At 59.8% G+C, this 22,251-nt stretch carries 17 protein-coding genes; 6 read left to right on the forward strand and 11 right to left on the reverse strand.

Going from position 1 to position 22,251, the window contains the following annotated elements; all coding sequences use genetic code 11:
- Window positions 1-402 precede the first annotated feature (402 nt).
- Entirely contained in the window at window positions 403-1,293 is an 891-nt protein-coding gene (locus tag GTU76_RS00075) for a site-specific integrase (RefSeq protein ID WP_180697999.1), read from the forward strand.
- Here GTU76_RS00075 and GTU76_RS00080 read toward each other — a convergent pair whose 3' ends face one another.
- The 6 genes from GTU76_RS00080 to pmrG form a co-directional block, all read right to left on the reverse strand.
- The gene (locus GTU76_RS00080) at window positions 1,294-2,352 is read right to left on the reverse strand and encodes an ABC transporter ATP-binding protein (RefSeq protein ID WP_093432691.1); all 1,059 of its coding nucleotides are present in this window, start codon (window positions 2,350-2,352) and stop codon (window positions 1,294-1,296) included. It lies immediately after the preceding gene.
- Window positions 2,349-3,947, reverse strand: a complete 1,599-nt coding sequence (locus tag GTU76_RS00085) for an ABC transporter permease subunit (protein WP_180697764.1) — start codon at window positions 3,945-3,947, stop codon at window positions 2,349-2,351. Before GTU76_RS00085 ends, GTU76_RS00080 begins: the two co-directional genes overlap by 4 nt.
- The gene (locus GTU76_RS00090; RefSeq protein WP_175554287.1) at window positions 3,948-4,961 is read right to left on the reverse strand and encodes an iron ABC transporter substrate-binding protein; all 1,014 of its coding nucleotides are present in this window, start codon (window positions 4,959-4,961) and stop codon (window positions 3,948-3,950) included.
- Between the two features lie 210 nt (window positions 4,962-5,171).
- Window positions 5,172-6,689, reverse strand: coding sequence for an ArnT family glycosyltransferase (locus GTU76_RS00095; RefSeq protein ID WP_180697765.1), 1,518 nt, complete (start codon window positions 6,687-6,689; stop codon window positions 5,172-5,174).
- Window positions 6,686-8,401, reverse strand: a complete 1,716-nt coding sequence (arnT, locus tag GTU76_RS00100) for a lipid IV(A) 4-amino-4-deoxy-L-arabinosyltransferase (protein WP_180697766.1) — start codon at window positions 8,399-8,401, stop codon at window positions 6,686-6,688. The genes GTU76_RS00095 and arnT overlap by 4 nt, the downstream gene beginning before the upstream one ends.
- 63 nt (window positions 8,402-8,464) lie before the next feature.
- A complete protein-coding gene (gene pmrG / locus GTU76_RS00105; protein WP_016985302.1) occupies window positions 8,465-9,064 on the reverse strand; it encodes a lipopolysaccharide core heptose(II)-phosphate phosphatase PmrG in 600 nt (199 codons plus the stop codon).
- Between the two features lie 393 nt (window positions 9,065-9,457).
- Between pmrG and GTU76_RS00110 the strand changes: the two genes are divergently transcribed.
- A complete protein-coding gene (locus GTU76_RS00110; protein ID WP_180697767.1) occupies window positions 9,458-10,762 on the forward strand; it encodes a sensor histidine kinase in 1,305 nt (434 codons plus the stop codon).
- Here the strand turns inward: GTU76_RS00110 and GTU76_RS00115 are convergent.
- The 5 genes from GTU76_RS00115 to GTU76_RS00135 all read right to left on the reverse strand — a co-directional run bounded on the left by GTU76_RS00115 (window position 10,720) and on the right by GTU76_RS00135 (window position 17,169).
- Entirely contained in the window at window positions 10,720-11,271 is a 552-nt protein-coding gene (locus tag GTU76_RS00115; protein WP_180697768.1) for a PqiC family protein, read from the reverse strand. The genes GTU76_RS00110 and GTU76_RS00115 overlap by 43 nt on opposite strands.
- Window positions 11,272-11,288: 17 nt before the next feature.
- Window positions 11,289-12,944, reverse strand: a complete 1,656-nt coding sequence (locus GTU76_RS00120; protein ID WP_180697769.1) for a PqiB family protein — start codon at window positions 12,942-12,944, stop codon at window positions 11,289-11,291.
- A 203-nt stretch (window positions 12,945-13,147) separates the two neighbouring features.
- A complete protein-coding gene (locus GTU76_RS00125) occupies window positions 13,148-14,449 on the reverse strand; it encodes an NAD(P)/FAD-dependent oxidoreductase (protein ID WP_180697770.1) in 1,302 nt (433 codons plus the stop codon).
- Window positions 14,446-15,534: a polyamine ABC transporter substrate-binding protein gene (locus GTU76_RS00130; RefSeq protein ID WP_180697771.1), complete on the reverse strand. Its 1,089-nt coding sequence runs from the start codon at window positions 15,532-15,534 to the stop codon at window positions 14,446-14,448. The genes GTU76_RS00125 and GTU76_RS00130 overlap by 4 nt, the downstream gene beginning before the upstream one ends.
- Window positions 15,535-15,810: 276 nt before the next feature.
- Window positions 15,811-17,169 (reverse strand): glutamine synthetase family protein, encoded by a 1,359-nt coding sequence (locus GTU76_RS00135; RefSeq protein WP_095048920.1) that lies wholly within the window; start codon window positions 17,167-17,169, stop codon window positions 15,811-15,813.
- A 162-nt stretch (window positions 17,170-17,331) separates the two neighbouring features.
- Here GTU76_RS00135 and GTU76_RS00140 point away from each other — a divergent pair, with 162 nt between their 5' ends.
- From GTU76_RS00140 to GTU76_RS00155, 4 genes are all read left to right on the forward strand, one after another.
- Window positions 17,332-18,231 carry a helix-turn-helix domain-containing protein gene (locus GTU76_RS00140; protein WP_180697772.1) on the forward strand — a complete coding sequence of 300 codons (900 nt, stop codon included), beginning with the start codon at window positions 17,332-17,334 and terminating at the stop codon, window positions 18,229-18,231.
- Between the two features lie 92 nt (window positions 18,232-18,323).
- Window positions 18,324-18,833 carry a sigma-70 family RNA polymerase sigma factor gene (locus GTU76_RS00145; protein ID WP_180697773.1) on the forward strand — a complete coding sequence of 170 codons (510 nt, stop codon included), beginning with the start codon at window positions 18,324-18,326 and terminating at the stop codon, window positions 18,831-18,833.
- Window positions 18,833-19,780, forward strand: a complete 948-nt coding sequence (locus GTU76_RS00150; RefSeq protein WP_180697774.1) for a FecR domain-containing protein — start codon at window positions 18,833-18,835, stop codon at window positions 19,778-19,780. Before GTU76_RS00145 ends, GTU76_RS00150 begins: the two co-directional genes overlap by 1 nt.
- 67 nt (window positions 19,781-19,847) lie before the next feature.
- Window positions 19,848-22,247 carry a TonB-dependent receptor gene (locus tag GTU76_RS00155; RefSeq protein WP_180697775.1) on the forward strand — a complete coding sequence of 800 codons (2,400 nt, stop codon included), beginning with the start codon at window positions 19,848-19,850 and terminating at the stop codon, window positions 22,245-22,247.
- Window positions 22,248-22,251 lie beyond the last annotated feature (4 nt).

Genomic DNA, 22,251 nt, shown 5'->3' on the forward strand with positions numbered 1-22,251 from the left:
ACCAATTCACCGGGTAGGATCCAATCTCAGCGTAGACGCAAAAAACACCTTTGCATCAATAAGTTGCTGAGTGACTTACCGTCGGGGTTCGGTTGACTTTTGTGGCTTCGCGCGGCAGTTTGAACGGCGCCGACACGGGATCTGTTGGAATTAAGGTTATGCCCGTTTTTGTGAAAGGAACATGAAAAACCGGTCGGCGAATCGTTTATCTGAACCCCATACAGCCACTGTTCAGACTTCTGCCGCTTATCGTCATTTTTAGTAGAAAAGTCCTACAGAAGTGTTCCCCTTACACTGGGAATGTTGCAGTTATTAGTTGGTGTGTTGAATTGTTTTTACTCAAGGCCTTTACGTTTGACTGACTTGTCCGCTGTACCGCTGCAAACCCGCCAAACCAATCCGATGACCCTGTATCTGGCGCGCCTGGCCCCCTCCAGCCAGCTAACCATGCGCTATGTTTTGCAGGATGCGGCCGACCGCCTCGGCTTTGAAGACATGAATGTCGAGGATATTCCCTGGCACGCATTACAACCTGAAGATGTTGTTGCGCTGGTCGCCGCTTTGCGCGAAGACAACTATGCGCCCAACACTTCTTCGCTTTATGTGAATGCCGTGCGCGGTGTGATGAATGAAGCCTGGCGCATGAGCCTGATCTCTCAGGATCATTTGTTGAAAATGCGTTCGGTCAAAGCCATTGCCGGCACGCGCTTGTCCCAGGGGCGCAACTTGAAGCGCACCTTGATCCACGAATTGATGGAAGTCTGCGCCGCCGATCCGCGTCCGCAAGGGCTGCGCGACGCAGCGGTGATTGCGTTGTTGTACGGCACCGGCATGCGCAAATCGGAGTCGGTGGACCTGGACTTGAATCAGGTCGACTTCACTGAGCGCAGCCTGACCGTCACCGGCAAAGGCAACAAACAACTGATCAAGTACGCGCCGGCCTGGGCATTCGCCAAACTTGATGCGTGGCTGGAACTGCGGCGCTCGCAGCTCAAGGAAGGCGAGCGCGACGATGCCTTTCTGTTCAACCGCATCCGTCGCGGCAGCCACATCACCCGCGAGCGCATCACCAAACACGCGATTTACTACATTGCCCGTCAGCGTGGCGCGCAGGTCGGGGTGAAGATCATGCCCCACGACTTCCGTCGCTCGTTTATCACGCGGGTCATCGAGGAACATGATCTGTCGATCGCGCAGAAACTCGCGCACCACAGCAACATCCAGACCACCGCCAACTACGATGTGCGTGATGACAACGAGCGGCGGCGTGCGGTGGATCGCTTCGATCTGTAATCAGGACGCGGCGAACAGATGCGCCGCACCGAGCACCGATAACTGCACGTCGCTGCCAGCAGGCGGCGCGTGCATGCCGGAGCTGCGCACCAGCAGCGACCGCCCGGGATCCTGAGTGATCGGCGAGCGCAGTTCGACGGTGAGGGTGCAGGTGTTGCCGGCAAAATCGCGCTCAGTGACCACGGCGGGGCAGCCTTGTGTGCCGACTACGGCGCCGGACAACTGCAACTGCTCGGGCCTGAGCATGATCTGCGCGTCGCCAATGAAACCGTTGCTGTTCACCGGCACTTGACCGAGATCGCAGTGGGCCAGACCGGATTCGATCCGTGCCGGCATCACTACGGCTTCGCCGAGAAAATGTGCGGTTTGCTCGTCGCGGGGAAAGCGGTAAAGGTCCATCGGATGCCCGGACTGCACCAGCCGCCCGCCGCGCATCACTGCCAACTGATCGGCAAAGGACAGCGCTTCGCCCTGATCGTGGGTCACCAGAATCGTGGTGACGCCGGCGTCCTCAAGCAAGCGCGCGACCATTTTGCGCATGGCGCTGCGCAGGCCGGTGTCGAGGGCGGAGAACGGTTCATCCAGCAGCATCAGCCGTGGCTGCTGCGCGAGGGCCCGGGCGAGGGACACTCGTTGCTGCTGGCCGCCAGACAGTTCATGGGGCCAACGCTCGGCCATGTTGGCGTCCAGCGCGACGCTGTCCATCAGCTCCTTGATCCGCTCGTGTCTGGCCGCGCCGGTCAGTGCCAGGCCGAACCCGATATTGGCGGCGACGGTCATGTGCGGAAACAACGCGCCGTCCTGCGGAACATAGCCGATCTGCCGTTGGTAGGCGGGCACCGCATGGGTGCTGTCGACCAGCACCTGACCGTTGAGGGTCAGGCTGCCGGCGTCGGGGAATTCAAACCCGGCAATTATCCGCAGCAGCGTGGTTTTGCCGGAGCCGGACGGGCCGACAATCACCGTGCGGCTGCCGGTCGGCACTGACAGGCAGATGTCATCCAGCGCTTTCTGCGCGCCAAAGGACTTGTTCAGGGAGATCAGTTCGAGTGCGTTCATCGGCCAGCGGTGCGCCTGGATTGGTGATAGAGGAGGGCCGTCAGCGGCAGCGAAAGCAGCACCATCAACAGTGCGTAAGGCGCGGCGGCGGCGTAATCGATTTCGCTGGTCATCGCCCAGAAGCCGGTGGCCAGCGTACGGGTGCCGTTGGGGGCGAGCAGCAAGGTCGCGGTCAGTTCATTGGTGATCGCCAGAAACACCAGCGCGGCTCCGGCGGCAGCGCCCGGTGCCGCGAGGCGCAAGGTGATCAGCCACAAGGCGCGCAGGGGCGATCGGCCGAGGCTTTGCGCAATGTTCTCCAGTTCTACTGGCGCCTGGGCAAAACCGGCACGCAGGCTGACCAGTGCGCGTGGCAGGAACATCAGCAGATAGGCGAGCAGCACGGTGATGGTGGTCTGGTAGATCGGCCGGGCGAAATGGATGGTCACGGTGACCAGTGCCAGCGCCACGACAATCCCTGGCAGGGAACTGGTGATGTAATTGCAGCCTTCGAGCAGACGCTGCAATTTGCCCGGCGCGCGGATCGACAGCCAGGCAATCGGAATCGCCGCCAGACTGGTCAACAGCGCACCGGCGACGCCAAACGACAGGGTTTGCAGCAGCGCAGGCAACAGTTCGTCGCCGCCCCACACGTCCCAGCCACCGGCGATCAACCAGCGACTCAATGTCAGCAGCGGCACGCCGAGGGCGAGCAGGCAGGTCAGCACTTGCAGACCGAGCCCGAGGATCACGCTGCCACGACCGAGCCGAACCGTGCGTTGTTCGCGGGCACTGCCGGAACCCACGCGCGCATAGCGCGCCTTGCCCCGGGCGGCGGATTCGGCGGTGAGCATCGCCAGGCAGCACAACGCCAGAACGCCCGCCAGCATGTTCGCTGCCGGGCCGTTGAAGGTCGATTTGAACTGATCGAAAATCGCCGTGGTGAACGTGTCGAAACGAATCATCGCGTACAGGCCATATTCGGCCAGCAAATGCAGCCCGACCAGCAACGCCCCGCCACAGATCGCCAGGCGCAACTGCGGCAACACCACCCGGAAAAACACCGCCCAAGGCTTGAGACCGAGGGATTCGGCGACGTCTTCGATCGCCGGATCAAGTCGGCGCAAGGTTGCGGCAATCGGCAAGTAGAGAAACGGAAAATAGGCGATTACCGACACCAGCACGCCGGCCGATAAACCGTGAATCGATGGAATCAGGCTGACCCACGCATAGCTATGCACGAACGCCGGTATCGCCAGTGGCGCCACGGCCAGCAATGACCATAGGCGTCGACCGGGCAGATCGGTGCGCTCGGTCAGCCAGGCCAGTGCGGTGCCGAGCAGAATGCACAACGGCAGGGTGATCAACACCAGCAGCACGGTGTTGATCAGCAGTTCCGCCACCCGTGGGCGAAACACCAACGCTTCGATGGTCGCCCAACCGGTGGCCCACGACACACCGAGCACAAACGCGATCGGCAGCAACGACAACAGTGAAACACCGACGGCCAGCGCGACCACCCAAGAACCACCGCGCCCGGTCAGGGCGCGGGGTTTTAGCCTCAGGCTGGCGGAGGAGGCCGCAGCGACCTGCGCAGGAAGGGTTTCGGGGAGCACTTACAGGATTCCCGCCTGAGTCATCAGCTCGACGGCTTTCTTGCTGTCGAGTTTTGACGCATCGACTTTGGGTGCGTCGAGATCTTTCAGCGGCGTCAGTTTCGGGTTGGACGGTGCGTCTTTGCCGACCGCGTACTCAAACGAGGTGCCGCTGTGCAGAATCTCCTGGCCTTCTTTGCTGGTGATGTATTTGACGAACTTCTGCGCCTCTTCCTGACGTTTGCTGGAGGCCAGCACGCCAGCGCCGGAGGTACTGACAAACGCGCCCGGGTCCTGATGTTTGAAGTAATAAAGCTGGGTGTTCTTGCTGTTTTCGCCGGTCTTGGACTGATCGACGAAGCTGTAATAGTGGTAGATCACGCCGCTGTCGATCTGCCCGGCGTTCACCGCTTTGAGCACGGCGCTGTTGCCGCGATACACGCTGGCGTTGGTTTTCATGCCTTTGAGCCAGTCCAGCGTGGCGGCTTCGCCTTTTTGCTCGAGCACGGCGGCGACGATGGCCTGGAAGTCGGCACCGGCCGGCGAGGCAGCCCAACGGCCTTTCCACTCCGGTTTGGCCAGATCGAGCAGGGATTTCGGCAGGTCTTTTTCCGCCAGTTTCGCCGGGTTGTAGACGAACACCGTTGAACGCGCGGCGATACCGATCCACTGGCCGTGTGCCGGGCGGTACGCCGCATCGACTTGTTCCAGCGTGGCTGGCGCGATCGGGGCGAACAGCTTGGCGTTGTCGACCAGTACCATCGCCGGGGAGTTTTCGGTGAGGAACACATCGGCCGGCGAGGCCGCGCCTTCCTGCACCAGTTGGTTGCCCATTTCGGTGTCATCGCCATTGCGGATCGTCACCGGAATGCCCGTCTCTTCGGTGAAACCGGTGACCCAGGCCTTGGTCAGGCTTTCGTGCTGGGCGTTATAAACCAGCAAGCCAACACCGTCAGCCGCGAAGGCGTGGCCGGCACTGAGCAGGGCGGTGACCAACAATGCGCGTTTCAGAAAGGACGGAAACTGTGGATTCATGACGACAACGCTCCTGATTTTTTAGACGTTATAGGCAGGCATTCGCGGGCAGACTTCAATGCGAATGATTTGCAGATATTCAGCCGCAGGCAATGTAGAGAGGCAAATGAGAAAAAAACGTCAAACAAACCGTTAATACATGTCATTGCCATTCAGATTAGCAGCGACTCGGTGACGCGCGGTGGCCGTGCGTCATTCCGCGTCAGGTGTTCAGAAGGGATTGGGCAGGTAGGCGACGCTCTGGTCGGCGCGGCCATGGAACACCTGTTCGCCGCGGGTTGGCGTGGTGGTGATGATCCGGTGGTCTGCGCTCAGATAATCCAGCGGCAGCGAATCGCCATTTCGGTATTGCGCGACGATGATGGTGCGTTGCGCATCCCAATGCTGACCGCTAGTGCGCTCCAGCCAGGCGAACAACGCAGCACTGGTGCCGGCACGTGGAAAATCAGCGGTTTCTGCCACGTAGTAGAAGGGCGCGCCGCCGGTTTGCAGGTACATCGGCACTTTGTTGTCGACCTCGATCATGACCATGCGCCACTGATTCAACGGTGCCTGTTGGCTGGCCTGCTCGCGCACGGTTGCGCCGAAGCGGATCACGCCGCCAGCGCTGTTGGTCCACGGATACAGCACACCGAGCACACCGGCCATCACGACCGTAGCGATTGCAAAAGCGATTTTCCAACCGCGTCCGTCGAGCTTGCGCGTGGCCATGCGCCGGGTGATCCACCACGCACCGAGCAGTTGCGCGAATGGCACCAGTGGCAACACGTAATAGCTGCGTCGACTACCGCTGGCAGTGAAAAACAGCAGCAACAGACCTAGCCCCTGAATCAGCCAGCGGGTGTCTGGCTCGATGTTCCGCCAGTTTCGCAGCGCCACCCACAACGCAATGAGCCAGCACGGCGCCCATGGCAGGGTGTAGATCGGCAGATACAACAAGTAGATGTAAATCGGCCCGATGTTGTCGAACGGCTGGAAAAACCGCACAACGTTTTCCCGCAACACCAGTTCCAGTCCGCTTTGCCGATAGTCAGGGGATCCGTAGACATGCGAGAGCAGGAACGGCAATCCATAGAACGTTCCGGCGATCAGCAGCGCGGCGCACAGGCGCAGGTTGAGATGGCGTTTCCAACGGCCGTTTTGCAAAAGATGCGGTAACAGCAGCAGCCCCGGCAGGATGAAACCGATCAGGCCCTTGAACAAAGACGTCAGCGCCAACAGGCCGAAAAACACCACATAGCGCCAGAACCGGGTGTCATCAGGGTCACGCCAATACCACCACACCGCCGCGAGAACACCGCAGACGGTGAGGATGTCGGCCGTCGCGACCCGCGCCCAGAAGACGAAATAGAATGTGGTCGCCAACATCCATCCGGCAATCAGCCCGGTCCCTTTGCGAAACAATTGCTCGCCCAGCAGGTACACCAGCCATACGCTGAACCACGCCGAAATGACCGACGACAAGCGCAATGACCAAGGCCCCAGGCCTCCAGTCAGCCAGGAAGTTGCGGTGATCAGCCAGTACGACAGCAAAGGCTTGTCGTAGTACGGATCGCCCTTGAGATACGGGTCGAAGTAGTCACCGCTTTGCAGCATCTGCAAAGCGATATTGGCCCAGCGGGTTTCCGCGCCCCAGAGTTCGCGGCTGCCCAGCCCAAGCAGCAACATCAGCGCAGTCGCTGCGAGAAGAATCCATAACGCCCTGGGTTCTTTGGCCGTCGCGGTCATGGCTGGCGCTTGGCGAAAATGTAGATCTGCAGATTGCCGCGCTGGTAATGCTTGCCGTCAGCCGGCAACAGTTCGATTTCCTGCGCTTCCTGGGTGCTGTTGACGCGCATCACCACCGCCACCGAGCCTTTTTTGCGCGCGTCGGTCATCCATTGGCCAACATCGTCCAGACCGACCTTGCGGGCAGCCATGGCCGGATCGTCGAGGCCGTATTTCAGTTCACCGACGGTATTGAACAGATCCACTTGCGGCCGCTTCAGACGCCAGGCCAAGGCCGACGCGGCGCCAAGGTCATTACTCAACAGCGAGGACGCTTCGCTCAAGGCCTGTTGATGCTCGGCAATAAACTGGTCGGGCATCTTGCTGTCGACGATTTGCGCCGGCATTGCGGCGGGCAGCAAGGCGATCAGCAGACCGATGCCGAGCGCCGGCATGGCCCACATCGTCAGCGGCCGCATGACTTGCAGGGCATTGGCGATGATCCAGCCGATCAGCACGATATACACCAGCGACAGGCTGAACATCTCGGTGTTTTCGTAGAGTTCCTTGCTCGCTTGCAGGTAGATCAGCGCAATCAGGGCAACGCTGCCCATTACGGTATTGATCACGCCGTTCAGGCGCAGAACCTGCGTGTTGCGCTGCTCCAGCCAGTTGACCACGGTGTAGCCCATCAGCAGGGCCAGAGGAAACAGGCACGGCATGATGTAGGTCGGCAGCTTGCCGCTGCTCAGACTGAAAAAGATCAGCGGCAGCACAAACCACAGCGCCAGAAACGCGGTTTTTGCCTCGCGTTTTTCACGCCAGGTACGAATCAGCGTCGACGGCAACAACAGCGCCCATGGCAACGTCGAAGCAAACAGCAACGGCAGATAGAACCACCACGGCCGTGCATGCTGGGCATCATCGCCAGCGGCGAAACGGCGGATGTGTTCATGCCAGAAGAAAAACCGCCAGAAGTCCGGCTCGCGCACGTGTACCGCCAGTGCCCACGGCACGCTGACCAATGCGGCCACCAGTATCGCCACCGGGCCGTAGCGCAGCAGTTCGCTGAAACGGCGTTGCCAGATCATGTAGGGCAGGGCGATCAGCACCGGCAGCAGCAGGGCCAGAAAGCCTTTGGTCATCAGGCCCATTCCACAAGCGGCGCCGAGCAATGCCCAACTGCCGAGACGGGCCTTGGGGGTGGTGCTGTCGATGGCAAACCACACCGCTACCAGACTGAGGTTGACCCACAAGGTGAACTGCGGATCAAGGTTGGCGTAGCCTGCCTGACCGGCGATCAGGCCAAAACTCATGTACAGCAAGGCACATGCCGCGCTGATCCGCGGGTTGTTCCAGAGCCTGCGTGCCAACAGATAGGCGAGCCAGACGCTGACGCCCGTACTCACCGCCGAAGCGATGCGCACACCGAACAGGTTGTCGCCGAAAATCGCCTGGCCGATGGCGATCATCCAGTATCCGGCAATCGGTTTCTCGAAATAGCGAATGCCCATGAAATGCGGCGCGACCCAGTTGCCGCTCAGCAGCATTTCCTGGCTGATCTGGCCGTAACGGGTTTCGTCGGGAATCCACAAACCGTGGCTCATCAGCGGCAACAGATAAAACAGCACAAACGCCAGGATCAACCCAGGGATCGCCCAGCGTTCGATCGGCGAGGGAGGTTGCATCAAATGACGGGCAGCGTGGCGCAACGGAGGGGTATCGGACGTCATGACTGGGCCTTGGGGCGAATAAATAGTATCTGGCTTAAAACACTAGAAGCCTTGGCGGTTTTTTCATTGTTTATGTGTAACGTCTAATATCTGCCAGAACGGTGTATTGATAATGCCCAGCACTGTAAGTTGTTTCCGGTCATCAATTCGTACAAGTAAGGTACTGCCATACTCGGCGGCAATCGCGTGAGGAAAACCGGTCTGTTTTTCAAAATCACTGATACAGCCGCTGTGCGTGACCAGTACAAGATTCTGCTGCGCCACTTTGCGCGCGACGATGTCATCGCGAAGTGTCGGGCCGCAGGTGGCCAGCCAGTCTTCGGCGCTGGCGTCGTGGCCGAACATGTAATGCGCGGTTTGCGCCGTGCGGGTCAGCGGGCTGCTCAACACCACGGCCTGCTGCATGCCCAGTCTGACGAAGCCTTGACCGACCGCTTGCGCCGCGCGGCTGCCCACTTCGGTGATGCCATCCGCCGGGCCCAGGCAGGTATTGCTCGAACGATCGCAGCGTTCGGTGTGTCGCACCAGCGCAACGACTTCACCGGCCCGCCAGGCTTTTACCCATTGAGCGGTGGTGCTGCGCCCGGCATGATCGAGGTCGGTCGGTGAGCGCGGCCACCAGACAAAACCACTGACCAGAATGGCCAGTGCGATGACACACACGAGTGCAACCCATAGCCGAAAGCGCGGCGTACGCCGGTACCGAAATAAATGTTTCAACTGAAATAATTGCGCCACAATGTTGCCTCTTTAAACGCCAGATAGTTCATTCAGTGCAACGCAAGGCTTGGGCAGCGAGCAACTTTACGACTGTTTACTTGAATGCTGGCTGAACACTACGTTCAAGGTCGTCGGGGCGCGGTGAAGAACATGTGAAAAAATTGCCAGAAGTTACTTCGGACAAACTAAAGCGCCTATTTGATAAACAAACTCAATTGTTGTTTTTGTTTATCGAGGGGCCTTAACAAGTCTCCATCGTTGCGGTGAAGCTCAGGCTGTCACGCAACGGCATAGCGCCGGGCTAGCCGGATAAACACTCAGGAGTCGTTCGAACGCATGGATCTCAAGCAAAGCCTGACAAAACGGATCGTGATCGTGTTCGCCCTGATGAGTGCTCTTGTGGCCGGTGTGTTTGCGTTGGGGATCGTCGCCACCGTGCACGTGGTCGAGCGCAAGTTGACCACCACCACGCTAAGCGGAGGTCTACGCCGTTTATTGGCAATGGATGACATCAGTCACTGGAGCCACGCCCCGGAAAAGGGCGAATTGTTTTTTTTCGAGGGCGGCCAGGGGCCGTTGGCACTGACCCGGCAACTGGCGGCGCTGCCCTTGGGCTTTCAGGAAATCACTTTTCACGGTGACGCTTTCTACGCCATGGTCGAAGCCGTTGGCGGGCGCAAATACGTGTTGCTGCGGGATCAGGAAAGCCTCGAACAACGTGAGCATCTGCTGTTTATTGTGGTGATTGTCGGGTTCATCCTCAGCGTGATTCTGGCGATTATTCTGGGCCGCTTGCTGGCGCGACGGGTCATGGCGCCGGTGATTCGTCTGGCTCGCCAGGTGCGCCACCGCGATCAGCTCATCGAGGTGGCGCCGCCGTTGCATCCCGATTACGCCGCTGATGAAGTCGGCGAGCTGGCGCTGTCGTTCGATCAGACTTTGGGACGCCTGCGCGCGACCTTGAGCCGGGAGAAACTGTTCACCAGCGATGTCAGCCATGAACTGCGCACACCCTTGATGGTGCTAACGACGTCCTGCGAACTGCTGTTGGCCAACCCGTCGCTTGATGCCCGTTCAGGCGCACAGGTCAGCCGGATTGCCCGGGCCAGCCACGAGATGCGCCTGTTGGTCGAAACCTTTCTGATGCTGGCGCGCAAGCCTGAAGAAGTTCGCGTGCAGTCCACGTGTACGCTCAAGGAAATTGCCAATGCGCAGACAGAGGTGTGGGGCCGCTTGATCCGCGAAAAAGGCCTGGAGTTTGTCTACGATCCGCAGCACGCCGGCGCAGCGCGCTTCAACCTGACTTTTCTGCAATCAGTGATGGGCAACCTGTTGCGCAACGCCTGGCATTACACCGACCACGGTTACGTGCGCCTGACCCTGCTCGAAAACAGCTTCGTGGTTGAAGACAGCGGCATCGGTATTCCGGAAGAACAGCGCCATGCGATGTTCCAGCCCTTCGTGCGCGGCGATGAACAACGCGGCGAAGGGCTCGGCCTCGGGCTTTCGCTGGTGCAGCGGATCTGCAGCCAGCAACACTGGCAAGTGCAACTCACCACCCGTGAGCCGAATGGCTGTCGCTTTACCGTGACCCTGACTCAGGACGCGGGCGGGCAGCCGCGCGGATTGCCGGCGGCCTGACTGATCGCCGCAGCCAGCCGTTTGACGTTGTGCTGCTGGGCGCCCACCAGATCATCGATGGTCGGGCCGGACGGTGTTTGCAGGGTCGAACGGCAGGTCAGCAGGCCACTGTCGGTCGCCCCTGATGGACGCAGACGCCATTTGGCGTCGATCAAGGCGTACTGCCCCGGAATCGAATCGAAGCGCTGCACTTCGATGCGTACCGAGGTAGCGCCCTGGCCGCCGGTATTGCTCAATTGATCGCTCAGCGCACCGCGCAGCTCATCGGCAAGTGTCGCGCCCCACCAATCGGTTTCCAGAATCGCCAGGCCGCTGTTGCCTTGGCGGATAACGATTTGCGCGCGGTCGACCTGTGGCGGAACGCTGAGGGCTTCGATGGGAATCTGCGCGCCGCCGCCCCTGTTACTCAGTTGCACCGGGGTCAGGGTGTGAAAGCTGATCGGGTCGCTGCGGCAGGCGCCCAACAGCAACACGGCAGCGAGCACGGTGAACTTCAGCGGTAAAGCCATTGTGGTAGCTCCTGTGCTCAATTGCGTGGTGGCCCTTTCAGATCCAGCGGCGCGGCGTTATCGGGACGACCGCGAATCAGCGATTCCGGATGTCGGCCCAGGTAATCCGACAGCTCACGCAGCGAGCGCGACATCCGCCCGAGTTCGTCGAGGGTTTCCGTGAGTTTTTCGCGTTGCGGCGAGTCTTCGGCGAGCGTTGAACTGGCGGACTGCAATGTCTTGCTGACGTCGGCGAGGGTGCTTTGCACACCCGGCAGGGTCTTGGCATTGAACTGGCTCAGGCCTTTGCGCAGTTCGACCAGATTGCTGTCGAGGTTACCGGCAATCCGTTCAACCGGCAGTTTGTTGAGCTTGTCGACCATCGCTTCGAGTTTTTCCTGCAACTGTTCGAGGCTGCCCGGAACGGTCGGTAGAACGACCGGGCGAGCGCTTGGATCGAACGCGACTTTCTCCGCTTTCGGAAAGAAGTCCAGTGCCACGTACAACTGGCCGGTCAGCAGGTTGCCACTGCGGGCCTGGGCACGCAGGCCATTATCGACGAAGGTGCCCAGCAGGCGGATGCCGGCGGCTTCGTCGTTGGGGTCGTGCTTGAATTCGGTGAGCATCTTTTTGTAGGCCTGACCGAGACGCTGCGGGTAAATGACGATGCCGACATTAAGCGGGAAGGTGCGTTTTTTTGCATCGAAATCCAGGTTGATGCCCACGACCCGGCCGATTTCCATACCGAGGAACTCGACCGGCGCATCGACCTTGAGTCCGCGCAGCGACTGGTCGAATCGCAGCACCATGTATTGCGCCTTGCCGTTCGGCGGCGCGAGGGCACTCTGCTGGTCGGCGAACAGTTCGAAATCCTTGTCGTCAGCGGCGGCCACATCGTTGGGACTGTAATCCGGAGCACGGAATGCAATACCGCCCACCAGCATCGTCGACAGCGATTCGGTCTTCACGGCAAAGCCGTTGGCACCGACATTGATGTCGATGCCGCTGGCATTCCAGAAGCGGGTATTTTCAGTGACGAACGCGTCGTTCGGCGCGTGAATGAACACCTCGATATCCACCCCTTTGCCTTCGGGGTTGAGGGCGTAGGTGACGACCTGGCCGACCGGAATCTTGCGGTAATAGACCGGTGAACCGATGTCCAGTGAACCGAGGTCCGGCGCGTGCAGCATGAAGCGCTTGCCGGGTTCGCCATAGGTGATCGGCGGCGGATTTTCCAGACCCTTGAAGTTCTTTGCGCGGCCATTGGACTGGCCGACGTCGGCGCCGATGTAGTCACCGGAAAGCAGGGTGTCGATGCCCGAAACCCCGCCGGCGCCAATGCGTGGGCGCACCACCCAGAACTGTGAATCTTCGCGCGTGAAGGTTTCCGCCTGTTTGGACAGTTTGATGGTGGCGTCGACGCTTTTCTGGTCGCCACTCAACTCGACGTCCGTGACCTGACCGATGACCACGTTGCGGTATTTGACCTCGGTCTTGTTCGCCGTCAGGCCGCTGCCTGTCTTGAAGTTGACAATGATCGTCGGCCCTTCCTGCATCACGTTGTGCACCACCAGCGAGATGCCCACGAGCACCGCCACAATCGGCACAATCCAGACGAGTGAAATGCCGAAACGGCGGGTTTTGACTGGGGCTTGGCCTGGCGCTCGCGGCTCGTCGGTGGCTGACGACTTCATCCATGTCTCCTCGATTGAATGGGCACTGAGCGTCAGGAACGCAAAAGCACCTCATCAATATAGAAGTGCTTGGCGATAGAGCAAATGTGAATAGCGCATGCACCGCGGTACCCCTGTAGGAGCTGCCGCAGGCTGCGATCTTTTGATTTTGTTTTTAAGATCAAAAGATCGCAGCCTGCGGCAGCTCCTACAGGGATTGGGGGTTATCCGAGCATTTCCCGCAGGCGATACCAGAACATCCCCAGTGCCAGCAGTGGCGAGCGCAAGGCCGGGCCGCCGGGGAAGGTCATATGCGGCACGCCGCTGAACACGTCCATGCCTTGGCTGTGACCGGCATGAATCGCCTCGCCGAGCAGTTTCGCGCACCAGTGCGTGACGTTCAGGCCATGGCCGGAATAACCCTGCGCATAGAACACGTTCGGGTGCTGCTTGAGCCGGCCGACCTGCGGAAAGCGGTTGGCGGTGATGCCAATCTTCCCACCCCACTGGTAATCGATGCGCACGTCGGCCAGTTGCGGGAAGACCTTGAGCATCTTCGGGCGCATGTAAGCGGCGATGTCCGCCGGATCGCGCCCGGAATAGTGGCAGGCACCGCCGAACAGCAGGCGCCGGTCCGCCGAGATCCGGTAGTAATCGAGGCCGACTTTCTGGTCGCACACCGCCAGATTGTGCGGGATCAGTTGCGCGGCGCGTTCTTCGGACAATGGCTCAGTGGCGATGATGTAACTGCCGGCGGGCAGGACTTTGCCACTGAGTTGTTGTTCGAGGTCGTCCAGATGCGCGTTGCAGCCGAGCACCAGACTGCCGGCGCGCACTGAGCCCTTGGCGCAACGCACCTGAACGGTCGGGCCGTGGATGATTTCCAGCACTTCACTCTGCTCGAAAATTCGCACGCCGAGTGACGCCGCCAGTCGCGCCTCGCCCTGCACCAGATCCAACGGATGCAGGTGCCCGGAACCCATGTCAACCAGTCCGCCGGCATAGATGTCGGAATTCACCACTTGCTGGCGGATCTGCTCCGGGCCGATCAGACGGGTTTCGTGGGCATAACCGAGTTCGGCGAGGTCGACCAGCTCATCCTTGAAGGCCGCGAACTGCGCCGGGGTATTGGCCAGATCGCAGAAGCCCCAGCGCAGATCACACTCGATGCCGTTGTCGCCGATGCGCTGACGCACCAGCTCCACCGAATCGATGCCGGCGCGCTGCAAATAACGCACGCCTTCCTGGCCGACATATTTGGCGAAGCCTTCAACTTCATGACCGATCCCGCGAATCAACTGACCGCCGTTGCGCCCGCTGGCGCCCCAGCCGATGCGCCGGGCTTCGATCAACACCACCGACAATCCGCGCTGAGCCAGCTCGATGGCGGTGTTGACCCCGGTGAACCCGCCGCCGATCACGCAGACATCGGCGGTCAGGTCAGCGTCCAATACCGGATAAGGTGTGGTCGCCCGCGCCGAAGCAGCGTAGTAGGAGCGAGCGTGTTCCTGGGTGTACTGATTCATTTGTTCGACTTCACTTTGCTCCAGGAGCGGGTCATCAGACGCATGATCGCCTGGGGCGGGGTGGTAGAAATGTAGAGTTTATCGAGCACGGCTTGAGGTGGGTAAACCTCTGGGTTGTTGACCAGTTCCGAATCCATGAACTGCTTGGCGGCCGGGTTCGGGTTGGCGTAACCCACCGAAGCGCTGACTTTGGCGATCACTTGCGGATCGAGCAGGTAATTGATGAAGGCGTGGGCTTCTTTGGTGTTGCTCGCATCGGCGGGGATGGCCAACAGATCAAACCAGAGGTTGGCGCCTTCCTTCGGAATGGCGTAAGCGATGTTCACGCCGTTCTTGGCTTCCTTGGCGCGGTTGGCGGCCTGGAATACGTCGCCGGAGTAACCGAAGGCCACGCAGATGTCACCGTTGGCCAGATCCGACACGTATTTCGAGGAATGGAAATAGGTGATGTACGGGCGGATGCTCAGCAGTTTGGCTTCAGCCTTTTTATAGTCTTCCGGGTTTTCGCTGCGCGGGTCCAGGCCCATGTAATTGAGCATCGCCGGGAAGACTTCGTCGGCGGAGTCCATCATCGACACGCCGCACTGGGTGAGTTTTTTCAGGTTCTCGGGTTCGAACAGCACGGCCCAGGAATCGATGTGGTCGATGCCCAGCACTTGCTTGACCTTGTCGACGTTGTAGCCGATGCCATTGGTGCCCCACAGGTATGGCACCGAGTGTTCGTTGCCCGGATCGTTTTTCTCCAGCAGTTCGAGCAGTTTCGGGTCGAGGTTCTTGAAGTTCGGCAGTTGCGAGCGATCCAGTTTGAGGAACGCGCCGGCCTTCACCTGACGGGCGAGGAAGTGGTTGGACGGCACCACCACGTCGTAGCCGGTGCGGCCAGCGAGAAGTTTGCCTTCGAGGGTTTCGTTGGAGTCGAAAACGTCGTAGATTACCTTGATCCCGGATTTGCTCTGGAAGTCGGCGAGGGTGGTTTCGCCGATGTAATCGGTCCAGTTGTAGACGCTGACCTGGGGTTGGGCGTGCGCTACGGCGCTGAACAGCACGCTCAGGGCGACCGGGAGTACGGATTTCAACAGACGCATTTCGACACCTCTTCTTATAATGATCGTTCCCACGCTCTGCGTGGGAATGCCTCAACGGACGCTCCGCGTTCGGCTTTGGATGGGACGCGGAGCGTCCCGGGCTGCATTCCCACGCAGAGCGTGGGAACGATCGATTGTTGGATTTCTCAGGTGGTTCGCTATTCCCCTTGTGGGAGCGAGCCTGCTCGCGAAAGCGGTGGGTCAGGCAACATCAATGGTGACTGTGCTGACGCCTTCGCGAGCAGGCTCGCTCCCACAGGGGATTTGTGAAGTGAGTTAAACGCTCAACATCAGGAACTCACGCTCCCACGAGCTGATCACGCGCTTGAAGTTTTCATGCTCGGCACGTTTCACCGCGACGTAGCCACGGACAAACTTGTCGCCCAGATACTGCGCAACGGCCTCGCACTCTTCCATTTGCGTCAGCGCTTCTTCGATGGTGATCGGCAGGCGCAGGTTGCGGCGCTCGTAAGCGCGGCCCTGTACGGCAGCGCTCGGCGCGATGGCTTCGACCATGCCGATGTAACCGCAGAGCAGGCTCGCGGCAATCGCCAGATACGGGTTGGCATCCGCGCCCGGCAAGCGGTTTTCCACGCGCATCGCCTCAGGGCTGGAAGTCGGCACGCGCAGGCCGACGGTGCGGTTTTCTTCGCCCCATTCGACGTTGACCGGCGCCGAGGTGTCCGGCAGGAAGCGGCGGAACGAGTTGACGTTGGGCGCGAACATCGGCAGCACTTTCGGGATGTATTTCTGCAAACCACCGATGTAATGCAGGAACAGTTCGCTCATCTGCCCGTCAGCGTTAGCAAAGATCGGTTTGCCCGTGGCGATGTCCACCACGCTCTGGTGAATGTGCATGGCGCTGCCCGGCTCGTCGCCGATCGGCTTGGCCATGAACGTCGCCGCAACGTTGTGCTTGAGTGCGGCCTCACGCATGGTGCGCTTGAACACGGTGATCTGGTCGGCCAGATCCAGTGCGTCACCATGACGGAAGTTGATTTCCATCTGCGCCGGGCCGTCCTCGTGGATCAGCGTGTCGAGGTCCAGGCCTTGCAGTTCGCACCAGTCGTAGACGTCTTCGAATAACGGATCGAATTCGTTGGCGGCGTCGATGGAGAACGACTGACGACCGCTTTCAGCACGGCCCGAGCGGCCGAGCGGTGCCTTCAGTGGCAAGTCCGGGTCTTCGCAGCGTTGGGTCAGGTAGAACTCCATTTCCGGCGCCACAATCGGCTTCCAGCCTTTGTCGGTGTACAGCTGCAAGACTTTCTTCAACACGTTGCGCGGCGACAGTTCGATCGGGTTGCCGAACTTGTCGAAGGTGTCGTGGATGACGATGGCGGTCGGCTCGATCGCCCATGGAATCACGTAGACCGCGTCAGCCACTGGCTTGCAGACCATGTCGATATCGGCAGGATCGAGCAGGTCGTAGTAGATGTCGTCGTCGACAAAATCCCCGGTTACCGTTTGCAGCAGCACACTTTCCGGCAGGCGCATGCCTCGCTCATGCAGGAACTTGTTGGTCGGTGCGATCTTGCCGCGGGCAATGCCGGTCAGGTCGCTGACCACACATTCGACTTCGGTAATCTTGTGATCTTTCAGCCACGTGAACAGCTGATCGAAAGGGGCATTCATAAAGACCTCGTTATTGGTTTTATAGACGCCGGGGAGGGCGGGTTTCATCTTCCGCCCCTTCCCCTGTGGCGCGTTGACGACTATCTTGGGCGAGCCTTGCAGTTCCATCTATCCACTTTAAGCAGCACCAAAGCGCACCAAAAGAGTGCGCAAGGTCACCCCATGACAACGTGCAATTCGCTCCAGGTTCAAGCGTTCAACACCGCCGATGTGGCCGAGCAAGTCCGCGCCACACCGGGCTGGGTCCAGCATTACCAACAGATGTCGCCGGGCCATTTCGCCGGGCAGATCCGCTATCTGGATCTGCAGGGTGTCGAGGTCTACGAAGAGCAGATGAACACCCGCGTCGAGCAGAACTTCAGCGCGCCATCGGGTGCTTTGGCGTTCTGTTTCGATCGCAGCGACAACGCGCTGTATCTGCTCAATGAAGAGAGCCGCAACATCTGGATCACCCCGGAGAACTACCAGGAAATCGCCGTGGTGTTCGGTCCGGAGTTTGTCCGTCAGCACGGTCTGAATGTGGCGAAACTCGAAGGGTTGTTCATGACGCAACTCAATTGCGGACAGAACGCTTTGTTCAGTCGCTGGTTAAGCTCAACTCTCACGAAGTTGTCGCAACCTATTGATCTGCTTGATAAAGAGTCGCTGACGCAGCAGCTACTTGAAGACTGCCTGTTCATCCTCGACAACGCTCACACCAGCCTCGATCGCGGCGGATTACAGCGGCGTAGCGAAGAGCGGATGATCATGAAACGGGTGGGGGAGTGGGCGGCGGATTCGCCGGAAGACACCGTCAATCTGCTTGAGCTGTCACACGTGGCAGGCGTGCCGTTGCGCCAATTGCAGCAGGCGTTCAAGGCCTACACCGGGATGACCCCGAGTCACTGGCTGCGCCTGCGCCGGTTGAACAGTGCACACCGTGAATTGCTCAAGCGCCGGCCGACGGAAACCACCGTGGCCGAGGTGGCGATGCAGTGGTCGTTCTGGCATTTGGGAAGGTTTTCAAGCAGTTATCGGGCATTGTTCAAGGAGTTTCCGAGTGAGACGCTGAAGCGCTCATAAAACGCGCGGCAGATAAAAAGGCTTTGTGTCGGCGAGAGAGTTAAATAGAATCAGTCTCATTTGAATTCTTACTTCGCGCCGGGACTCTTGAGATGACTGAAGCAGCGACGCCCTCGCCGCAGCACCTGCACGAACTGTATCGCGATCATCGCGGCTGGCTGGAAACCTGGCTGCGTAGGCGGATGGGCAACGCGTGGGATGCGGCTGACCTCAGTCAGGACACCTTCCTGCGCGTGCTGTGCAGCGCTCAGCCGATTGCCGACATGCGCGAGCCGCGCGCTTATCTGCTGACCGTGGGCAAACGCCTGCTGAGCAATTTCTACTCCCGCCGCAGTCTGGAAAAAGCCTACCTCGAAGCCCTCGCGCAATTGCCGGAGGAGTGCGTGCCGTCGCCCGAACAGCGCTGGCTGCTGCTGGAAACCCTGCAAGCGCTGGACGAATTGCTCGATGGTTTGCCACGGCCGGTGCGGCGGGCGTTTTTGTGGAGTCAACTTGAGGGCCTCGGTTATCGCGAAATTGCCGAGCGTTTACAGGTCTCAGAGCGCACTATAAAACGTTACATGGCAATGGCTTACGAGCATTGTTTGATGTGGGATCTATGATGCGTATGGCGCCCAACGCAGACGCGCGCGAAGTTGCACGTGCCGCCGCGCAATGGCTGGCGTTACTCGAATCCGGTGATGCCACCGATGACGATCATGCGCAATTGCAGCATTGGCGCAGCAGCGACAGTCGTCATGAACACGCCTGGCAGAAGATTCAATTGTTGCGTCAGCGCTTTTCCAGTCTGCCGACAGAATTGGCCATGGCCACACTTGATCGCCCGAATCTGGCGCGGCGTGCAGCGTTGAAAAAGGCTTTGGGGCTGGCGGCTTTGGTACCGACGGCGTGGTTGATCAGTCGCCAGTTGCCGCTCGACGTCTGGCGCGCCGATTTACAGACTGGCACTGGCGAGCACACCCGAACACGGTTGGCCGACGGCAGCACCTTGCAACTGAACACCGCCAGTGCGGTAAACGTCGATCTGGCCAGCCATCAGTTGACCCTGGTGCGTGGCGAAATGGCGCTCAACGTCCCCGGCAGCAAGGCGTTGACGGTCAACGCTGCGTACGGTCGGATCATCGTCAGCCGCAGCGAAATCTGTGTGCGCCTCAACCAGCGTGATTGCCACGTATCGGTGGTCAGCGGCTCGGTGCAATTGCAGCCGTTGCATGGACCGGTGCTGCAGTTGAACGCCGGGCAACAGGTCAGTCTGCAAGCTTCCGGCGCTGGACCGATCGCGCTGTTCGACGAAAAAATGCCGGACTGGCGCGACGGCGTGCTGATGGCGCAGAACCAACCGCTGGGGGATTTCCTGCGTGAACTGAGTCGCTATCGTTCGGGGCTGTTGCGCTGGGATCCGGCGCTGGAAGCGTTGCGCATCACCGGTAGTTTCCGCCTCGACAACACCGATCAAGTGCTTGCACTGCTCGCGGCGAGTCTGCCGATTGAAGTCCACACCCGTACGCGGTTCTGGGTTTCTCTTACGCCTCGGCAAAATGTTGGCTGAAGCCTGTCCCTTTTTTTCGCCTCACCGGTCATTGCAGGTAAGTGAACAAAATCGAGAGCTTCTTCCAATGCCCGCAGTATTCCCAAGTCGTTTGCGTCCGTTGTTGCAGTTGAGCCTCCTGCTGAGCCTGAGTGCCAGCCCGGTGTTGATCCAGTCGAGCTGGGCCGAAGACGCCCGGCGTAGTTATCAGGTACCCGGCGGGAGTCTGAGTGCGGCGTTGACGCGCTTTGCCGGGTTGGCCGGGGTCAATCTGTCGGTCGATCCGGCGCTGGTCAGCGGGCGCAACAGCAACGGGTTGTCTGGCGAGTTTGGCGTGGAGGAGGGGTTTACCCGGTTGTTGCTGGGCTCTGGTTTGCAACTGCAACCGCTGGGCGAGCACGCTTACACCTTGGTTCCTACTGCAGATGGCAGCAGCCTGCAATTGGCACCGACTTCGATTCTCGGCGCCAGTGATTCTACAGGTGCCGACGTATTTGCCGGCGGGCAGGTAGCGCGTCGCGGTTCACAGGGTTTGCTCGGGTCGAAAGACTTCATGGAAACCCCGTTCAGCATGACCACCTACACCAGCGAAACCGTGAAAAACCAACAGGCACGCACGCTGGGTGAACTGATTGCCAGCGACCCGTCGGTGCGCGCGACCAACCCGGCCGGTGGCCGTTACGAGCAGTTCACCATCCGTGGTTTCAGTCTGTTCAACAGCGACGTGGCCTATAACGGCCTCTATGGTGTTTTGCCGACTTACACGATCGACATGGAAATGGCCGATCGCGTCGACATTCTCAAAGGCCCGAGCCAGCTCATCAACGGCATCTCGCCGAGAGGCAGTGTGGGCGGGGGGATCAACGTGGTACCCAAGCGCGCTACCGATAAGCCGATCACCTCGTTGACGGCCAATTACGCATCGAATAATCAGGTCGGTGGTGCGGTGGATGTCGGCCGCCGTTTCGGTGAAGACAACCAGTTCGGCCTGCGCTTCAACGGCGTCAAACAGTCTGGCGACACCGAGTGGGATCACCAGAGCGTCGACCGTGACATGGCGGTGCTCGGCCTGGATTTTCGCGGTGAGCGCTTGCGACTTTCCACCGATATCGGCCACACCGAACGCGACACCGACGCGCCGCAGGAGCGCGTGCAGGTCGCGGCCAATGCCAAGGTTCCGAGCGCGAACAAGGTGCATCGCAACTACGCGCAACCGTGGACTCAGGCGAAAACCGAGGACACCTTCGGCACGTTCAACGCTGAGTTCGACGTCAGTGATTCGGTGATGCTGTACGGCGGCGTCGGCGCGCGCAAAAGTAATCATGACTTCTTGCGCCACGCCGTGTCCGTGACCAACGATGCCGGCGACTTCAGCGTTCAACCGCGAGATTTTACCCGCGACGAGAATGTCCGTACCGCCACGGCAGGCGTGCGCAACTGGTTCCATACCGGGCCCGTGAGCCATGAGGTCAACCTCGCGGCCAGCTACTTCTACATGGATTTCGAGAACGGCGGCGCGCGTTACGCCGCAGGGCGTAGCAACCTGTATGACCCGGTGGAAACGGCGAAACCCGGCACGCCGACACGCAATGACGCCAAGGTCTACACCGAAAATCGCTTCAGCGGCGTAGCGCTGTCCGACACCCTGGGCTTTTTCGACGATCGATTGCTGCTGACCCTCGGCGCTCGCTGGCAGCGGGTGAAAGTTGATGACTGGAGCGATGACGTCAAAGGCGACACCGCTTACGACGAGGAAAAGGTCTCGCCCTCGGGCGGGATTCTGTTCAAGGCAACGGACCGATTGTCGCTGTACGCCAACTACATGGAAGGTTTGAGTCAGGGCAAGATCGCGCCGTCGACTTCCATCAACGAAGACGAAATCTTCCCACCGTTCATCAGCCGTCAGGTCGAGGTCGGTGCCAAGTACGATGCCGGCGCCTACGCATTGACCGCTGCGGTATTTCGCATCAAGCAACCGGCGTACGAAACCAACGCTACCACGCGAGTCTTCGGGCCCAATGGCAAGCGCGAGAACAATGGCGTGGAGTTGAGCGTATTCGGCGAACCGCTCAAAGGCTTCCGTTTGCTTGGCGGCGTGATGTACATCGACAGCGAGCTGACTCATACCACCAATGGCACCTTCGACGGCAATCGCGCGCCGGCGACGCCGAAATACAACGTCAATCTGGGCGCAGAGTGGGACGTGCCGACTGTGCAGGGGCTGACGCTGACAAGCCGTGGCATCTATTCGAGTTCGCAGTATCTGGATCAGTCCAACGAGAAGGAAATCGATTCCTGGGAGCGCTTCGACGTAGGTACGCGATACGCCTTCAAAGTCGATGAGAAAACCATCACCCTGCGCGCCAACGTCGAGAATGTGCTGGATAAACGCTACTGGAGTTCAGCAGGCGCTTCGGATGACAGTGAACCGGGGCTGACGTTGTCGACACCGAGAACTTATCTGCTTTCAGCGACGGTGGATTTCTGATTCA

The sequence above is a fragment of the Pseudomonas crudilactis genome, from assembly GCF_013433315.1.
GTDB lineage: Bacteria > Pseudomonadota > Gammaproteobacteria > Pseudomonadales > Pseudomonadaceae > Aquipseudomonas > Aquipseudomonas crudilactis.